The following is a 16751-nucleotide window of genomic DNA, read 5'->3' as shown; positions in this document are numbered from 1 at the left end:
TGACATTCGGACACGGCCTCTGCCGTAGCGGCGCCGCTACGGCAGAGGCCGTGTCCGAATGTCAGACTTGACCCCAATTTTATATGGTCAAAGGCAGGGTGCGCAGGCGTTTGCCGGTCAGCTTGAAGACGGCGTTGGCGACCGCCGGTGCGATCGGCGGTGTGGCCGGTTCGCCCATGCCTTCGGGATGCTCGGCGCTTGGCATGATGATGGTTTCCACCTCGGGCACCTGGTTGATGCGCAGCACCGGGTAGTCGTGGAAGCTGGTCTGCTCGACCTTGCCGTCCTTGATCGTCACCGCGCCATACAAGGCCGCCGATAGCCCGAACACCACCGCCGATTCCACCTGTTGCGCGATGATGTTGGGATTGACGGCGATGCCGCAGTCGACCGCGCACACCACGCGGTGCACGCGGATCTCCGTGCCTTCCACCGATACTTCCGCCACCTGCGCGACGATGGTGCCGAACGACTGGTGCAGCGCCACGCCGTGCGCGCGGCCCGCCGGCGCGGTGCCGGCCTTGGCCACCGCCGCATCCAGCACCGCCAGGTGGCGCGGGTGCCGCTTCAGCAGGCCGCGCCGGAATTCCACGCTGTCCTTGCCGGCCGCATGCGCCAGCTCGTCGATGAAGCTCTCTTTGAAGAAGGCGTTGTGCGAGTGCCCGACCGAGCGCCAGTACCCCAGCGGCACCGCGCTGTCGACAATCACGTGCCGGATGCGCTGGTTGGGGAATTCGTACTGCACGTCGAATTCGCCTTCGACCGTGGTCTTGTCAGGCCCGCCGGGCGGCAGGCCGAGGTTGCGCTTGAAGAATTGGTGCGACACCGATCCGCTGGCCGACTTGTTGTCGTAACCGAGCACATTGCCCGCCGCGTCCAGGCTGGCGTTGAAGCGCGCCAGCGCGGCCGGGCGGTACACGTCGTGCGTGGTGTCGTCCTCGCGCGCCCAGATCATCTGCACCGGCAGGCCGCCGGTGTGCCGCGCCACCGCGACCACCTGCGACACCATGTCGACATCCAGCCGGCGCCCGAAGCCGCCGCCCAGCATCGTCACCTCCAGCACCACCTTGTCGGTCGGGACGCCGGCCGCCTTGGCCGCCGCCTCCACCGCGAAGCCGGGCGACTGGGTCGGCGCCCACAGGAACACGAAGCCGTCCTTGACCTGCGCCGTGCAGTTGACCGGCTCCATCGCGGCATGCGCCAGGTAGGGTGCGCGATATTCCGCCGTCACGGTTTTGGCGACGCCGGCGGCCTTGCCTTCCACCGCGTCCATGTCGCCTGCCTTGTGGTAGGCATGGCCGGAGTCCGCGTCCAGCCTGGCCGCGAACTCGGCGTAGATGGCGGCGCTCGACAGCCTGGCGTTATCGCCGTCGGTCCACTGCACCGGCAAGGCCAGCGCGGCCTGCCTGGCTTGCCACCAGCTCTTGGCCACCACCGCCACGCCGGCGCCGGCGCCGGTCTTGGCCGGCAGCGCGCTGGAAAAATCGACCACGCGCAGCACGCCCGGCATCTTCAGCACCGCGTCCGCGTCGACGCTGGCGACCCGGCCGCCGATCACCGGCGACATCCGCACCGCCGCGTACACCATGCCCTGGGGACGCACGTCGAGGCCATATACCGCCGTGCCGTTCACCTTGGACGGCGTGTCGCGGCGCGGCTGCGGGCGGCCGATCAGCTTGAAATCCTTGGGCGACTTCAGGCGGATCTCGCCCGGCTTGGAGGTGGCCGCTGCCACCGCCAGCGCGCCGTACGCCAGGCGCCTGCCGTCGGCGTGGAGGACGAAGCCGTCCCCGGTGCGGCAGTCCTCCGCACGCACCTGCCACTGCGCGGCGGCGGCGGCCACCAGCATGGCGCGCGCGGCGGCGCCGGCTTCGCGCATCGGCTGCCACGCGTCCTTCACGCTGGACGAGCCGCCGGTGATGATCAGGCCCAGCTCGCGCGCGACCTTGCCGACGGTCCAGCTGACCACCGCCTTCAGGTCGCCGTTGTCGTCCGGGTGGAACGGCAGGCCGTCCTTGAGCATGGCGATATTGCCGTAGATTTTATCGTGCGGCGCCTGCACCAGCCGCACCGCGGACAGCGGCACGTCCATCTCCTCGGCCACCAGCATCGGCAAGGCGGTGTGCACGCCCTGCCCCATCTCGCTGCGCGCCATGACCACGTTGACCATGCCGTCCGGCGCTACCGCCACCCAGCCGTTGAGCTCCACCGCGTTGCCGACCACCGGCATCGGATGCGAGGCGTGCAGGCGCTGCCTCGGCGGCATGGCGCCCCAGCCGACCACCAGCGCGCCGGCGGCGGCCACGCCGCCAAAGATAAAGCGGCGGCGTCGTTTGGACTGTGGCTGCATGCGGTCTCCCTTGTTTGGTTATTGGTGCCAGCGCGCCAGCATGTCGCTGGCGGCCACCGGTTTGCTGTAGAAATAGCCCTGCGCCTGGTGGCAGCCGTGCCGCAGCAGGAACGCGGCCTGCTCCTCGGTCTCGACGCCCTCGGCGATCACGGACAGGTTCATGCTCTTGCCCAGCTGGATGATGGCGATGGCGATGGCCTCGTCGTTGACGTCGGTCGAGATGTCCTTGATGAAGGAACGGTCGATCTTCAGCGTCTGCACCGGCAGCTGCTTCAGGTAGGCCAGCGACGAGTAGCCGGTGCCGAAATCGTCGATCGCCAGGCCGACGCCGATCGAGTGCAGGTCGTTGATGAAGACCATGGCGTCGCCGGTGTTCATGATCACCGACTCGGTCACCTCCAGCTGCAGGCGCTCCGGCGCCAGGCCGGTCTCGCGCAGGATGTCGGCCACCATGTTGACGATGCTGCCGCGCTCGAACTGCTTGGCCGACAGGTTGACCGCCATCTTCGGCACCTGCAGGCCGGCTTCCTGCCAGCGCATCATCTGGCGGCAGGCCTCCTCCAGCACCCACTTGCCCAGCTGGTTGATGAAGCCCGTGTCCTCGGCCAGCGGAATGAAGCGGATCGGCGGCACCAGGCCCAGTTCCGGATGGTTCCAGCGCACCAGCGCCTCGACCCCGATCAGGCGGCCGGTGTCGATTTCCACCTGCGGCTGGTAGTTGAGGAAGATCTCGTCCTTTTCGATCGAGCGGCGCAGGAAGGTCTCCAGCCGCAGGCGCTCGACGCCCTCGCCCGTCATCGACGGCGTGTAGAAGCTGTAGCCGTTGCGCCCGCGCGCCTTGGCCTGGTACATGGCGACGTCGGCGTTCCGGATCAGCATGTTCAGGTCGACCGCGTCCTCCGGGAACACGCTGATGCCGACGCTGCAGGTGACGAACAGCTCGTGGCCGGCCACCATGAACGGCTGCTCGAACATCTGCACCAGCTTCTCGGCGACCTGGCTGGCGCCGAACTGGTTCTCGATATTCTCCAGCAGGACGATGAATTCGTCGCCGCCCAGGCGCGCCAGCGTGTCACCCTCGCGCAGGCGCTCCTGCAGCGCCTTGGCGACCTGCTTGAGCAGCTCGTCGCCGATGTGGTGGCCCAGCGTGTCGTTGACGTTCTTGAAGCGGTCCAGGTCGATGAACAGCAGCGCCAGCTGCTCGCCGTCGCGCGAGGCGCGCTGCAGCGCGTGCTGCAGGCGGTCGTGGAACAGCAGGCGGTTAGGCAGCGCGGTCAGCGGGTCGTGGTGGGCCAGGTGGTCCAGCTTTTCCTGCGATTCCTTGGCCTTGGTGATGTCGCTGAAGACGCCGACGTAGTGCGTGGTCTCGCCGCGCGTGTCGCGCACCGCGCTCACCGTCAGCCATTCCAGGTACAGCTCGCCGTTCTTGCGCTGGTTCCAGATCTCGCCGCGCCAGAAGCCTTTTTCCACCTGCGCCTTCCACATGTCGGCGTAGAACTCGGTGTCGTGGCGGCCGGAGCGCGTCAGCGTACGGTCGCGGCCCAGCGCCTCGGCCTCGGTGTAGCCGGTGATCTGCGTGAAGGCCGGGTTGACGGCGACGATGACGCCCTGGGCGTCCAGCACCACCACGCCGTCGGCGATGTGCTCGATCACGGTGGCGGACAGGCGCAGCTTCTCCTCGGCCTCCTTGCGGGCGGTGATGTCGGCGTACACCCAGATGCTGCCCTCGTTGGCGCGCTTGTTGTCGAGCGCGTAGCCGCTGACCATGCACCAGAACAGGCTGCCGTCCTTGCGGCGGTAGTGGCGCTCCTCGTTGAAGTAGTCGCCCTCGGATAGCGACGGGTACTGGCGCGCGCCGGCCGATTCGAAATCGAAGGAGTTGGGGAAGACGATCGAGGTCGAGGCCCCGGTCATGGCGCCCGGCTCGTAGCCGAACAGCTCCTCGCAGCGGCGGTTGACCGAGACGATCTTGCGGTTGCGGACGAACATCACGCCGAACATGACGTTGTCGAGGATGGCGCTTTGCTCGGCCAGCAGCGCCTCGATGCGCATCTCGTTGTGCTTGCGCATGCTGATGTCGGAGATGATGCCGTCCACCCAGGGCGCGTTGCCCTCGCCGTCGTGCGGCTGCGGCTGGCCGTTCTCGGCCACCCAGCGCTCGGTGCCGGAGGCGTCCAGGATGCGGTATTCGACCTCGTACGGCTGGGCGCCGCGGATCGCCTCGGAGACGGCGCGGCGCTGCTTCTTGCGGTCTTCCGGCGCGATCAGGTTGGTCCACGAGTGAGTGGTGCTGCGCATGAACTGGGCGGCGGAGTAGCCGGAGATCTCTTCGATGGCGTCCGACACGAAGTCGATCGGGCCGTCGGGGCGGAAGCGGAACACCGCGCCCGGCACCTGGGTGACGATGGTGCGGAAACGCTCCTCGCGCTGGCCGATGTCCTCGAACAGGCGCTTGATCGCCACCCGCATCTGCTCCAGCTGGCTGGCCAGGCGGCCCAGCTCGTCGCTGCCGACCAGGTCCAGCCGGGTTTCGAAGTCGCCGTGCGACAGGCGGTCGGAGAAGCGCATCAGCTTGCGCAGCGGCTTGATCAGGCGGGAATTGAGGAACAGCACGATCAGCAGCAGCGACACCATCAGCTGCCCGGCCAGCACGAACACGTACGACAGCTGCTTCTCGCGCAGCTCCTGCTGGCTGCGGGCGTCGTCCATCTCGACCGTGATGCGGCCGATGCGCTCGCCGCGCACCAGGATTTCGCGCTCGGCGCGGTACACGTTGCCGGCCGCGCGCCGCGGCGAATGCACGCTCATGAACTGGGTGTCGGCCTGGCCGACCACCTCGACCTGCAGCACCGACTGGTCGCGCATCACCGATTCGACCAGCGAATGGGCCGACTCGGCGTTCATGTTCCACAGCGATTCCTGCATGCCCAGCGCCAGGATGTCGGCGTTGCGCTGCAGCGATTCGTTGAGCGCCACGCGCGCCGACTGCTGCTCGTGCACGCCGATCAGCAGATAGCTGCCGATGATGGCCGGGATGACCAGGCCGCCGAACACCACCAGCAACAGCGCTCCATAGATCGAGAGACCGTACAGGGCGCCGAGCCGGGTACGCAGCCGTTGATAGAGGGCGCTAATCATGCACCGGTACGCCGTCTTGATAAGTTTGCATCATCTGTGTATAGGGGGTTCGTCGCGCAAACTTTAGGGTTACTTGATGGAATTATGCACGGAAACTGGCGAAAAAGTCATGCTCCCAGCAAAAAACCCACAGGCAGGCTATCATCGCGGCTCCATTCAACAGAGGGCTCCGCCATGACCACATTCTCCATGTACTCCGCCTCCATCCCCGTGTTCAAACAGATCCTGAACAGTCTGCTGGCCATCCTCGACAAGGCCGAGACCCACGCGGCCGAGAAAAAGATCGACCCGAACGCGCTGCTGCAGTTCCGCCTGTTCCCGGACATGCTGCCGTTCACCCGCCAGATCCAGATCGCCTGCGACTTCTCGAAGGGCGCGGCGGCCCGCCTGGGCGGCCTGGACGTGCCTTCGTACGAGGACACCGAAACCAGCTTCGCCGAACTGAAGGCCCGCATCGTCAAGACCCTGGCCTACATCGACAGCGTGCCGGCCAGCGCCATCGAGGGCAGCGAGACGCGCGCCATCACCACCGGCAGCGGCGAGAAGACCAAGCACTTCACCGGCCAGACCTATCTGTTCCACTACGCGCTGCCGCACTTCTTCTTCCACGCCACCACGGCGTACGACATCCTGCGCCACAACGGCCTGGACATCGGCAAGAAGAACTTCATCGGCACGTATTAATTCTCAGATTATGGGAAGCCATGTATAGTTGTCCATGCCTCTGCCGTTAGGGGGCATGAATTCTCTATCGACAGTGCGATCTGAAGGCTACAATTCAGTCACATTGATACACCGCAAAAAAAATCCAAGTAGAAGTGTAATTGTGTTTCATTCGTTTAGAATCCAATCCCAAACATTCTTTTAGTAATAGACATGACTACAGCTAACACGGCTTTATCAGAAAAAGATTCCGTGGGATCCAAATTGGAGCATTCTACGGCTAAAATAGTTACCGTTGCGCCAACCAAAATAACTGACACCGCCTCGACCAAAGAACCAAGTCTAAAAAATTACGAGCTAACGATATCACCTAAACCGCTCCAAATAGTCGTAGACACGCCCACTGATTGGCCTGCTACCGTCATTACGCCCTTAGTGATTGCTGTCGTAGCCGCTTGGTTTACTTGGGCTAATCAGCGTTTTCAAGTACGTAGCACCACTGCAAATTTTCGACATGCTTGGCAAGCAGAGCTTAGGACCACCGTCACAAGCTATATTAGTGCAGCGCTTGAAATCAACATGAAATGTGCCCGCGATCCCGATTTTTTGAATAAACAAGAAGCAGAACCACTACTTACAAAAATAACGACAACTCGCGCAACTATTAGGGTAATGCTAGATAAGGAAAAAAGTTACACTCGCGAACTGGTCGATCTGATGGATGAGATAGCTGACAATATCGATGATAACGGGTCGATATTCGACGAAAAAATAACGGAATTTACCAATAAAGCTCAAGAAGTACTTGAGCTGGCTTGGATTGATATTCGAAGAGATTTACAAGGAAAGAAAAAAAAGTAAGTGCATCCGAAGAGTAATCATATTACCCTCCCGCTTTCAAAAAACTCAAACTTTTATTTTTTTCTTCCGGGCAGAATTATCAATCGCAACAAATCCAGAAACATAAAGCCGAAGATAACCAGCAAGATGTTTTTCTAAAGCCTCATCGATCTGATCATATTTCTGCGGACTCCGAAGCTTCGACAGCAAACCAATAATAAATGAAGCGGTAAGCTTTATTATTAATTTGTGACCATCTTGATACAATGACTGAAAAATCTCCAGCTCACCGCCCTTCGACAATTCCTTCTGGGGATCTCGGCAGATTATAAAACCGATATCACCGTACTCACCACCAATTTTTGCTGCACATTGCCGATAATCATCAGCGGTTAACTTTTCGTGGTTTTGTACTTTAAAAATAATTTGACGAGAGTGATATTTATTAAGAATATCACGCCAAAAACCATCCAATGCCCTATTAGTAGCAGTGATTTCACTATTCAGCGACTCACTATCAATCGACCGGGATTGGATATTTTGAAGCTTCCTCGCAGCAATCAAATCAATCGATCGCTTAGCCCAGTCTTTAAAGAGACTGGAATCCTCATCGCCCTTTTCAATCCCATCCAGCTCTGAGATTAGCCTACCAATTAGCTTGTTGCGTTGTTCCTTCACTTCCGAAGAAATAGTAATGTCATATTCGTCGTATATCTGTTCGGCACTATTTTGATCTGCTGGATCGAGTGCAATACCTAAAGCACTACGATAGCAGGGATGAATCATCAGCAACGAAGAATTTTCGAATAACTGATCGGGCTTTTTCCCATCATGGCTAAATATCGTATTTCCTGAAAGTTTATCTACGAGTCCTACATACCCAATTCCATAAAGGGACTTTAGAATTTCTTCAGATGACCCCATAATTGCAATATGCTGTGCAAGGTGGATATCTTGCGTTTTCTCGCTAAGCTCAGTCAATACTCGTTTAGCCTCATCCACGCTAAATTGTGCCCCTAAGACGGATAGCGTCCGCGTTACTTCGGAAATTCCAGGGAAAACTGAAGAATATTCCTTTCGAAGATCATCATATCGGATCTGCGAAATATGATTTGCCGAGGCAGCTAGATCCTCAAGTATCAGATGCTTTCTATTAGCCTTAGATGCGTTGTAAAAAGCAGTATTCAGCAAGGAAATAAGGTCTCGAGGCCGATACAACGTCATTTTTAAAACAGACTTAAATCCTTGAATTCCATGGAGCTCATTAGCCGTAACCGCATTCCAAACTCGCGTATCACTTTCGGTAGTAATGCCGAAGGCACTGCGTATCCGCCTACAGACCATATGAAACAGTTCTTGGACGTCCCAGTGCAAGCGCAGGACGCTCCCCTCAATATTTCGAGTAAAGTCTTGATCGAAATTCTGGATTGCACGGAAGACGTTATCGCGCAAAAACAGGAATGTTTTAATTAATTCGGCGCGCTGTCGAAGATCATCAGATCCATAAATTATTCCGTCAACGATCCCAATCCCAATTTCATCCGGTTCATAGCCCTCATCTAAACGATCAATTAGAACCATAACCCGTCGACCAGACTGCTTCAACGAATGGCAAAGCTCATCTGTTATATCGTTCACACGCAATCGACCAGCAAGCTCAGAAATACTTTCCTCAGGCTCTTCGCCAGCTACTATCGATGATTGCAACGTCTTCTTTAAACGAGAAATTATAGTCCCACCAAGACTCTGCCACTGCTTTAATGCCTTATTTAAGAAAATTGAATCGGCAATGTCTTTTTGTGCCTTGTAGTGATTAGATAACTTCTCCGCAATCTCCATAACTAAAGCATAACGCCAGCCGGTCTTAATAGCAGCTCTTATACGAGGCAGCGACGTACCGAACTTAGTTGCCGTGGCACGAAGGCCGATAACGTCTTCTTCGTTAGGGGCAACAACTACTACGAAATCTCTTTGAGCACGCCACTCTTCGTTAAGTTTATAAGTTAACGCACTTTTTCCTGTACCACGCCGTCCCACCACCAGATAGCGATCACTTGCCTCGGAGAGAATCTTGTGATCCTGCCAATCGTAGAAAGCTACATCAAGCATCGCCTTGTCTTGTTCAGCCCGAACATCGCCTAGCACATTGCCCTTATTTTCCAAACTACTCATAGTCAACTATCTATCTAGACGTTAATATTTAATAACATTCAGCAATAGTAGCATGTTCGGATTGATCCAAGAAGAGTTTGCAATCAAGCTAGACTACGTTAAAAAAAGACATGCACCCGAGAATTTCGAACTCAGGTGTTCCGGCGCGGGTAGCCCTGCGCCAGGATGCGCTGCCACACCAGCTCCTTCTGCTCGGCGCTCATCGACACCCAGTGCGCCACCTCGACCACCGACCTGCCGCAGCCGCGGCAGATCTCGTCGAAGGTGGTCGAGCACACCGCCACGCACGGCGTGTCCGGCCGGACCGGCAGGTCGGCCATCATTTCACCTTCATCAGCTTGTCCCAGCCGTCGTGGCCCAGGGCGCGCAGCGTCTCGATGTTCTTTTCAAAGATCTCGCCGGCCTCGGGGAAGGCTTCCACCGCGCGCTCCACGCTGTCCTCGCGCAGCAGGTGCAGCGTCGGGTACGGCGAGCGGTTGGTGTAGTTCTCGATGTCGTTCGGGTGGGTGTCGGCGAACTGGTAGTCCGGGTGGAAGCTGGCCACCTGCAGGATGCCGTCCAGCTCCACGTCCTCCAGCGCGGCGTCGGCCACGTCCAGGAACTCGTTGAAGTCCTCGAAATCGGCCAGCACGTTCGGATGGATCAGCATGGTCGTGTCGACCTTCTCGGGCGAGGTCTCGGCCAGGTATTCCAGTTCCTCCAGCAGCTGGGCCAGCAGCGCCTCCGGGGTGTCGGCGTCGCTGACCACGTAGCGGATCTGCTTTTTCACATGGACGGCCTTGGCAAACGGACACAGGTTCAGGCCGATGACGGCCTGCTCCACCCAATTGACGGTCTCGGCGATGACGGCGTCGTAATCGATGGCGGGGCTACTCATAATTCAATTCCTTGGTGACTGCTCAAAAGCGGAATTGTACGCACTCTTTGCGGGAACTCATACTTCCGCGATTTTGCTGGCATTTTCCGCCTATTTACGTGGAACGATTGCATAAAAGAATTCGTCATCCTGCTGACATATTTCTTGACTCGACCGGGCGACCTTCGTACACTCCACGTTTATTCATAGTCCGATCGATGTTGCTGGTCGATAACAATGGAAAACTATGCAAGCACGTATTTCTAAATCCGCCGCCCTGGCGACGCTGCTGGCCCTGATGGCGCCGGCGATGGTCCAGGCGCACGATGAAGCGCCGGGCCTGCCGGCGTCGTCGATGCCGCTGTCCGCCCTCCCCAAGTCCCCCGCCCTCGATGTCTCCTCCCTGAAAATCAACAAGCCGGCCAAAGCGGTCGACGAGGATGCTTTCCGCGAAAAAGACGTGTGGGGCCGCATCCGCAGCGGCTACGCCATCCCGGACATCAACAACGAGCTGGTGGCCAAGCACGTCAACTGGTACGCCACCCGTCCCGACTACATCAGCCGCACCACGGCGCGCGCCTCGCGCTACCTGTTCCACGTGGTCACCGAGCTGGAGAAGCGCGGCATGCCGACCGAGCTGGCGCTGCTGCCGTTCATCGAGTCCGCGTTCAACCCGCAGGCGCTGTCGAGCGCGAACGCGGCCGGCATGTGGCAGTTCGTGCCGGGCACCGGCCGCGACTTCAACCTCAAGCAGGACGCCTTCAAGGACGAGCGCCGCGGCATCCTGGCCTCGACCGACGCCGCCCTGACCTACCTGCAGCGCCTGTACGACATGTTCGGCGACTGGCAACTGGCGCTGGCCGCGTATAACTGGGGCGAAGGCTCGGTGCAGAAGGCCATCAAGCGCAACCAGGCGGCCGGCAAGCCGACCGACTTCGAGAGCCTGGCCGAGCTGATGCCGGCCGAGACCCGCAACTACGTGCCCAAGCTGCAGGCGGTCAAGAACATCATCGCCAATCCGGCCCAGTACGGCCTGAACCTGCCGGCCATCGACAACACGCCGTACTTCACGGCGGTCGACAAGACCAGCGACATCGACCTGACCATCGCCGCCCACCTGGCCGAGCTGTCGGTCGACGAGTTCAAGGCGCTCAATCCGCAGTTCAAGCGCCCGGTCATCACCGGCGACGAGCAGACCAAGATCCTGCTGCCCAAGGAAAACGCCGCCAAGTTCCACCTGAACCTGGCCCAATGGGGCAAGGAACTGTCGACCTGGACCACGCACAAGATCACCACCGCCCGCGAAAGCATCGGCGTGCTGGCCTCGCGCTTCCACACCACGCCGGAAGTCATCCGCCAGGCCAACAACATCCCGCAGAAGTCGCTGCTCAAGGCCGGCTCCACCATCCTGGTGCCGAAGATCTCGACCTCGGCCAGCGTGGACATCTCGCCCGAGGTGGAGCGCAACGCCACCGTGGCCTTCGAGGCCGAGCGCGAGCGCACCACCGGCAGGTCCGGCTACAAACTGGCCAAGGGCGGCAAGACCGCCAAGTCCGGTCCGGTGGCACTGGTCAAGGCGCGCGTGCCGCGCGACGCCCACAAGCCCCGCCACCGCGGCAATTAAACAGCCAACGCAGCCCGCCCGGCCCCGGCCCGGGCGCATGCCGCCGGGGCCGCCGCAGCGATCAAAGGTTGCAGTCGCGGCCCAGTCGCCCTACAATCTTGGTCTTGCGGCGGCCGGCAACGGGCCTCTCACATAAATAACAACCCCACTGACGTCGCCAGCCAGCTGAACATGGCAAGACTAGGCGCGCAGTTGCAATTGGAGTCACTATGGCGTTCTTGCAAGGCAAAAAAATCCTCATCACCGGTTTGCTGTCGAACCGTTCCATCGCCTACGGTATCGCCAAGGCCTGCCACCGCGAGGGCGCCGAGCTGGCGTTCACCTACGTCGGCGAGCGCTTCAAGGACCGCATCACCGAATTCGCCGCCGAATTCGGCAGCAAGCTGGTGTATGACTGCGACGTCTCGAGCGACGAGCAGATCGCCGCGCTGTTCGCCGACCTGGGCAAGAGCTGGTCGCAGCTGGACGGCCTGGTGCACGCGATCGGCTTCGCGCCGCGCGAGGCGATCGCCGGCGAGTTCCTGGACGGCCTGACCCGCGAGAACTTCCGCATCGCCCACGACATCTCGGCCTACAGCTTCCCGGCCATGGCCAAGGCCGCGCTGCCGCTGCTGAAGGAAGGCTCGTCGCTGCTGACCTTGTCGTACCTGGGCGCGGTGCGCGCCATCCCTTACTACAACACCATGGGCCTGGCCAAGGCTTCGCTGGAAGCGTCGGTACGCTACCTGGCGGAAAACCTGGGCAAGCTGGGCATCCGCGCCAACGGCATCTCGGCCGGCCCGATCAAGACCCTGGCCGCGTCCGGCATCAAGGACTTCGGCAAGCTGCTGGGCTTTGCCTCGTCGCACGCGCCGCTGCGCCGCAACGTCACCATCGAGGAAGTGGGCAACACCGCCGCCTTCATGCTGTCGGACCTGGCCTCCGGCATCACCGGCGAGATCACCTACGTCGACGGCGGCTTCTCGCACGTCATGGGCCTGAACGCGGAAGACTACCTCTGATCGCAGCCGCGCTGACGCTCACGACGCCCGGCCATGCCGGGCGTTTTTGTTTGCGCGGCGGATTACAGGTGTTCGTGCACGACGCGCAGGCGGTGGCCGGTCAGGGCCGCGAGCTCGTCGCGCAGCTTGTCCAGCATCCGGCCCTCGACGAAGCCGAAGCCGAGGTGGCCGTAGGCCCAGCCGCTTTGCCATTCGGCGATGCTGCTGGACGTGCCGCAGGCGGGACAGCCCAGGCTGCTGTCGCCCTCGCCTTCGTACCAAGCCTCGGTCGGCGGCGACCAGGGCAGGTCGAAATGCGTCGCGCCGCAGTGCGGGCAGACGAAGGGGCCGACATCGCCCTCGCCGGCATGAAACACGGTGCGCTCGGTGACGATGCCGGGCTGGATGATCTCCTGCTCCACCAGCCACTGCCGCACCTTGTCGGCCAGCGCCGGCGCCTCCCCGGCGGTGGCGTCGATATCGACAATCCAGTAGGTATGTACACTCATGGCAGCTCCTTCAGGCCGGCGGCCACCCGCCCGGGCTGGTGCGGCAACGAGGCCGACATGTCGAACACCCGGTCGGCGCCCTTGCAGTAGCCGCAGCCGGGATCGGGCAAGGTCAGCTGCACCACCACCAGCTCGTGGCCGGCGACATAGGCGGCCAGCTCCTGCGGCGTCAACTCCAGCACCGCGCCCGGCGTACCCGACAACATCATCGTCACTGCCCACGGCATGAACATGGCTTACCCCCACCATCAAAACCTCGAAATTATCATATAAATAACTGCGGCGCTGCACAATAGAAAGAGACTGACCTATACAGACCACCCGTAGTGCTGTATAGTGTCGCCTGTGCGCTGCAATGAGCGCGCTGCAACAAAAGCAGCGCCGATTGACCAGCCAGGTATTACTAGCAGCTTCGCAAGCCTTAGCGCATCACCCTGATGTCGCTTATAAAGCCCTCCCGCCTTTGGTGTCGCACCTGACACCGTCCCGGCGCAAAGCTTTTGTGCCGAAATTTCTTTCGATTTTGATTGAGTCATTTCGTTTTGGTAGGCGTAGCTATTTCGCGTTCGGCTTTTGCACGAACGCCGGTTTTTTACGAAAGAACAGCATGACATTTGAAGCACTTGGTCTCAACACGTCCCTCATCAAAGCCCTGACCGACGCCGGCTACACCGCGCCGACCCCGGTACAGCAGCAGGCTATCCCTGCGGCGATCGCAGGCAAGGACTTGTTGGTATCCTCGCAAACCGGTTCCGGCAAGACTGCAGCGTTCATGCTGCCGTCGCTGCACCGTTTGTCCGAGATCGACCCGGCAGCCGCCGGCAAGACTCCAAACCAGGAAATGCAAGCCGCCCGCGCCCGTGGCGAGCGCCCACGTTTCAAAGCCGCACAGCCTAAGATGCTGGTGTTGACCCCAACCCGCGAACTGGCCCTGCAAGTGACCACCAATACCGACAAGTACAGCGTCAACCTGCGCCGCATCAAGGCCGTGTCGATCCTGGGCGGTATGCCTTATCCAAAACAGATGCAACTGCTGGCCAAGAATCCCGAGATTCTGGTGGCAACCCCAGGCCGCCTGATCGACCACATGGAATCGGGCAAGATCGACTTCTCGCAACTGGAAATCCTGGTGCTGGACGAAGCCGACCGCATGCTGGACATGGGCTTCATCGACGACATCGAGAAGATCGTCGAAGCGACCCCGTCGACCCGCCAGACCATGCTGTTCTCGGCCACGCTGGACGGCGTGGTCGGCAACATGGCGCGCCGCATCACCAAGGATCCGCAGATCATCCAGATCCTCAGCGCCGCCAACAAGCATGAGAACATCACCCAGCGCGTGCACTTCGTCGACGACCTGTCGCACAAGAACCGCCTGCTGGACCACCTGCTGCGCGACGACTCGCTGGACCAGGCCGTGGTCTTCACCGCCACCAAGCGCGACGCCGACACCATCGCCGACCGCCTGAACATCGCCGGTTTCTCGGCCGCCGCGCTGCATGGCGACATGCACCAGGGCGCCCGCAACCGCACGCTCGACAGCCTGCGCCGCGGCCAGGTGAAGATCCTGATCGCCACCGACGTTGCCGCCCGCGGCATCGACGTGCCGACCATCACCCACGTGTTCAACTACGACCTGCCGAAGTTCCCCGAGGACTACGTGCACCGCATCGGCCGCACCGGCCGCGCGGGCCGCAACGGCCTGGCGATCTCGCTGGTGAACCATGCCGAAGGCATGAACGTCAAGCGTATCGAGCGCTTCACCAAGCAGCTGATTCCGGTCAACGTCATCGAAGGCTACGAGCCGAAGAAGACCGCGTCGGCATCGCGTTCGGCTCCGCGTCCAGGCGGCTGGAAGCCGGGCGACAACCGCGGCGGCGCCAAGCCAGGCCAGCGCACGTTCAGCAAGCCGGGCGCACCGCGCAAGGAAGGCAGCACCGGCGGCGGCTACAAGGGCAGCAACCCACGCAGCACCGACGGCGCACGCCGCAGCTACGGCGACCGTTAATCGGTAGTCCGCTGAATTAAAAAGCCCCCGCCTGCACTAGTGCCAGCGGGGGCTTTTTGCATTGAGGGCAGCGTTCAGCCAAGGGAAGTCCGGGTGGCCTAATAGCCGACGTCTTCCAGACGGTAGCGGAATTTTCTGCGCTCCGGTAAATCCCAGCCGGGCTCGCTATTGGTGTCGCGTGGTGGCGTGCTGGCTGGCGGCGTGGCCTGCGGCGCGGGTGACGCTGGCGTTGATGCGGCGGCCAATGGCGAGACAGCGACTGGGGCCGGCATGATCGTAGGGGCAGGCGTTGCCGCAGGCGCCTTCGACGCGGCGGCCAGTTCATCGCGCAGCCGGTACGCTGATTTGTAGGTCTTGTCGCCCGGGCGACGGATGGATAAATCACGCCATGCGTTGCGCGTCGAGCGGGCGAACGATTGCGCGAACTCGTTCGGCGATACCGCATGGCCGTTGTGGATGATCTGGTCGCCTTCAACGCGCGCGTAGTTGTTTTCGCCGTAGCTCCATGATTTCAGCACGGTGCCTTCGGGAAGAAACAGCGTTTTCCATTGGTAGCCGTGGATACCCGACAGGTCCGCACCCGGTTCGAATCGGGCCGGATCCGACAGCCAACATTCAACGGCTTGGGTCAAGGCTTCCGACAGATCTTGCGAGCCGCCACGGCGGCGCAGTTTCTCGATCAGCTTGAGCAGGGTATCGGTGGGCAGTTGCACGCTCATTGTAGTATTCATTCGATTTTCTCCCCTATTTTCTTCGGCTCTCCCATATTTAGACCGGGAAGTCCGGAAATCGTTCAATGCTTGAAAAAATAGAAGAAAGCCGAAGCGGAAATCGAAGCTCTGCTAGAAGGAGCGGCGAAGAGCACCCCATGTACATACCCCCACAGGCGCGCCCTACTTCCTTGCGGTGATCCGCAAGATCCGGCGGAACGTCGGGCATTCCATGTGGCTGGCGGCTTTGCAGACGGCGGCGTGCCGCAGGCCGTCGCGCATGATGGTGAGTTTTTTGATGGTGCGATCCAGATCGTCCGCCTTGGCGGTCAGCAGGTGGCGGTCGATGCGCAGGTCGCCGTCGGCGCCGAACATGCCCGCGATCTCGTCCAGCGAAAAGCCGGAGGCGCGGCCCAGCGCGATCAGGGCCAGCCGCTCGACCACCCCGGCGTCGAAGATGCGCCGCAGGCCGTGCCTGCCAATTGAGGCGATCAGTCCCTTTTCCTCGTAGAATCGCAACGTGGACGCGGGCGTGCCCGATATCCGCACCACTTCAGCTATGTCCATGCTCGCCATCGCTTGACCTCAAGTTGACTTGAAGTGGCACAGTAGCACTTCCGTATTTCCACGACAAGCGAAAGGATGAAACCATGAACCAGCAGCAAAGCACAATATGGCAAGGCACAGGCGGCAACACCTGGGTCGCCGCGCAAGCCCTGCTCGACCACATGTTCCAGCCCATCGAAGACCTGCTGATGCAAGCCATCCCGCCCGCCACGCAAAGCCTGCTGGACGTGGGCTGCGGCACCGGCGCCACCACGCTGGCCGCCGCGCGCCGCCTGGGCGCGGACCGTCGCTGCACCGGCATCGACATCTCCGGCCCGATGATCGCCGCCGCCCG

Annotated in this window: 15 protein-coding genes; 6 read left to right on the top strand and 9 right to left on the bottom strand. The window is 60.9% G+C overall.

What is annotated here, in order from left to right; translation table 11 throughout:
• Positions 1-79: 79 nt before the first annotated feature.
• Together GTP90_RS31445 and GTP90_RS31440 are read right to left on the bottom strand one after the other, a co-directional pair.
• Positions 80-2350, bottom strand: coding sequence for a xanthine dehydrogenase family protein molybdopterin-binding subunit (locus GTP90_RS31445; protein ID WP_161087209.1), 2271 nt, complete (start codon positions 2348-2350; stop codon positions 80-82).
• An 18-nt stretch (positions 2351-2368) separates the two neighbouring features.
• Positions 2369-5488 (bottom strand): EAL domain-containing protein, encoded by a 3120-nt coding sequence (locus GTP90_RS31440; RefSeq protein WP_161087208.1) that lies wholly within the window; start codon positions 5486-5488, stop codon positions 2369-2371.
• Between the two features lie 174 nt (positions 5489-5662).
• Between GTP90_RS31440 and GTP90_RS31435 the strand changes: the two genes are divergently transcribed.
• Both GTP90_RS31435 and GTP90_RS31430 read left to right on the top strand, forming a co-directional pair.
• A complete protein-coding gene (locus GTP90_RS31435) occupies positions 5663-6172 on the top strand; it encodes a DUF1993 domain-containing protein (protein ID WP_161087207.1) in 510 nt (169 codons plus the stop codon).
• 192 nt (positions 6173-6364) lie between these two features.
• The gene (locus GTP90_RS31430; protein ID WP_161087206.1) at positions 6365-7012 is read left to right on the top strand and encodes a hypothetical protein; all 648 of its coding nucleotides are present in this window, start codon (positions 6365-6367) and stop codon (positions 7010-7012) included.
• A gap of 45 nt (positions 7013-7057) precedes the next feature.
• Here the strand turns inward: GTP90_RS31430 and GTP90_RS31425 are convergent, their stop codons facing one another.
• The 3 genes from GTP90_RS31425 to GTP90_RS31415 all read right to left on the bottom strand — a co-directional run bounded on the left by GTP90_RS31425 (position 7058) and on the right by GTP90_RS31415 (position 10040).
• Complete coding sequence (locus GTP90_RS31425) at positions 7058-9163, bottom strand: P-loop ATPase, Sll1717 family (RefSeq protein ID WP_161087205.1); 2106 nt, start codon at positions 9161-9163, stop codon at positions 7058-7060.
• Positions 9164-9294: 131 nt separating this feature from the next.
• Entirely contained in the window at positions 9295-9486 is a 192-nt protein-coding gene (locus tag GTP90_RS31420; protein ID WP_229213323.1) for a DUF1289 domain-containing protein, read from the bottom strand.
• Positions 9483-10040 (bottom strand): DUF1415 domain-containing protein, encoded by a 558-nt coding sequence (locus GTP90_RS31415; protein ID WP_161087204.1) that lies wholly within the window; start codon positions 10038-10040, stop codon positions 9483-9485. The genes GTP90_RS31420 and GTP90_RS31415 overlap by 4 nt, the downstream gene beginning before the upstream one ends.
• A 226-nt stretch (positions 10041-10266) precedes the next feature.
• Here GTP90_RS31415 and GTP90_RS31410 point away from each other — a divergent pair, with 226 nt between their 5' ends.
• Both GTP90_RS31410 and fabI read left to right on the top strand, forming a co-directional pair.
• Entirely contained in the window at positions 10267-11643 is a 1377-nt protein-coding gene (locus tag GTP90_RS31410; protein WP_161087203.1) for a transglycosylase SLT domain-containing protein, read from the top strand.
• 209 nt (positions 11644-11852) lie between these two features.
• A complete protein-coding gene (fabI, locus tag GTP90_RS31405) occupies positions 11853-12644 on the top strand; it encodes an enoyl-ACP reductase FabI (RefSeq protein ID WP_161087202.1) in 792 nt (263 codons plus the stop codon).
• Between the two features lie 62 nt (positions 12645-12706).
• Here the strand turns inward: fabI and GTP90_RS31400 are convergent, their stop codons facing one another.
• A complete protein-coding gene (locus GTP90_RS31400; RefSeq protein WP_161087201.1) occupies positions 12707-13132 on the bottom strand; it encodes a hypothetical protein in 426 nt (141 codons plus the stop codon).
• On the bottom strand, positions 13129-13365 hold the full coding sequence (locus tag GTP90_RS31395) for a hypothetical protein (protein WP_161087200.1): 237 nt from the start codon (positions 13363-13365) through the stop codon (positions 13129-13131). The genes GTP90_RS31400 and GTP90_RS31395 overlap by 4 nt, the downstream gene beginning before the upstream one ends.
• A 374-nt stretch (positions 13366-13739) precedes the next feature.
• Between GTP90_RS31395 and GTP90_RS31390 the strand changes: the two genes are divergently transcribed.
• Positions 13740-15140, top strand: a complete 1401-nt coding sequence (locus tag GTP90_RS31390) for a DEAD/DEAH box helicase (protein ID WP_161087199.1) — start codon at positions 13740-13742, stop codon at positions 15138-15140.
• 98 nt (positions 15141-15238) lie between these two features.
• Here the strand turns inward: GTP90_RS31390 and GTP90_RS31385 are convergent, their stop codons facing one another.
• Positions 15239-15859, bottom strand: coding sequence for a hypothetical protein (locus GTP90_RS31385; RefSeq protein ID WP_161087198.1), 621 nt, complete (start codon positions 15857-15859; stop codon positions 15239-15241).
• A gap of 174 nt (positions 15860-16033) precedes the next feature.
• Positions 16034-16426 (bottom strand): helix-turn-helix domain-containing protein, encoded by a 393-nt coding sequence (locus GTP90_RS31380; protein WP_161087197.1) that lies wholly within the window; start codon positions 16424-16426, stop codon positions 16034-16036.
• A gap of 74 nt (positions 16427-16500) precedes the next feature.
• Between GTP90_RS31380 and GTP90_RS31375 the strand changes: the two genes are divergently transcribed.
• Positions 16501-16751, top strand: a 251-nt coding sequence (locus GTP90_RS31375) for a class I SAM-dependent methyltransferase (RefSeq protein WP_161087196.1), incomplete at its 3' end; no start/stop codon positions are given.

Origin of the sequence: Duganella vulcania (assembly GCF_009857655.1) — a bacterium.
Taxonomy (GTDB): Bacteria; Pseudomonadota; Gammaproteobacteria; order Burkholderiales; family Burkholderiaceae_D; genus Rugamonas; species Rugamonas vulcania.
This window is presented reverse-complemented; position numbering and strand designations above follow the sequence as displayed.

Excerpts from the sequence above, each read along its gene's own strand:
- GTP90_RS31385 (WP_161087198.1), bottom strand. The coding sequence starts at position 15,859 with ATGAGCGTGCAACTGCCCACCGATACCCTGCTCAAGCTGATCGAGAAA.
- GTP90_RS31420 (WP_229213323.1), bottom strand. The coding sequence starts at position 9,486 with ATGATGGCCGACCTGCCGGTCCGGCCGGACACGCCGTGCGTGGCGGTG.
- fabI (WP_161087202.1), top strand. The coding sequence starts at position 11,853 with ATGGCGTTCTTGCAAGGCAAAAAAATCCTCATCACCGGTTTGCTGTCG.
- GTP90_RS31395 (WP_161087200.1), bottom strand. The coding sequence starts at position 13,365 with ATGTTCATGCCGTGGGCAGTGACGATGATGTTGTCGGGTACGCCGGGC.
- GTP90_RS31415 (WP_161087204.1), bottom strand. The coding sequence starts at position 10,040 with ATGAGTAGCCCCGCCATCGATTACGACGCCGTCATCGCCGAGACCGTC.
- GTP90_RS31400 (WP_161087201.1), bottom strand. The coding sequence starts at position 13,132 with ATGAGTGTACATACCTACTGGATTGTCGATATCGACGCCACCGCCGGG.
- GTP90_RS31380 (WP_161087197.1), bottom strand. The coding sequence starts at position 16,426 with ATGGCGAGCATGGACATAGCTGAAGTGGTGCGGATATCGGGCACGCCC.
- GTP90_RS31440 (WP_161087208.1), bottom strand. The coding sequence starts at position 5,488 with ATGATTAGCGCCCTCTATCAACGGCTGCGTACCCGGCTCGGCGCCCTG.
- GTP90_RS31410 (WP_161087203.1), top strand. The coding sequence starts at position 10,267 with ATGCAAGCACGTATTTCTAAATCCGCCGCCCTGGCGACGCTGCTGGCC.
- GTP90_RS31425 (WP_161087205.1), bottom strand. The coding sequence starts at position 9,163 with ATGAGTAGTTTGGAAAATAAGGGCAATGTGCTAGGCGATGTTCGGGCT.
- GTP90_RS31430 (WP_161087206.1), top strand. The coding sequence starts at position 6,365 with ATGACTACAGCTAACACGGCTTTATCAGAAAAAGATTCCGTGGGATCC.
- GTP90_RS31445 (WP_161087209.1), bottom strand. The coding sequence starts at position 2,350 with ATGCAGCCACAGTCCAAACGACGCCGCCGCTTTATCTTTGGCGGCGTG.
- GTP90_RS31390 (WP_161087199.1), top strand. The coding sequence starts at position 13,740 with ATGACATTTGAAGCACTTGGTCTCAACACGTCCCTCATCAAAGCCCTG.
- GTP90_RS31435 (WP_161087207.1), top strand. The coding sequence starts at position 5,663 with ATGACCACATTCTCCATGTACTCCGCCTCCATCCCCGTGTTCAAACAG.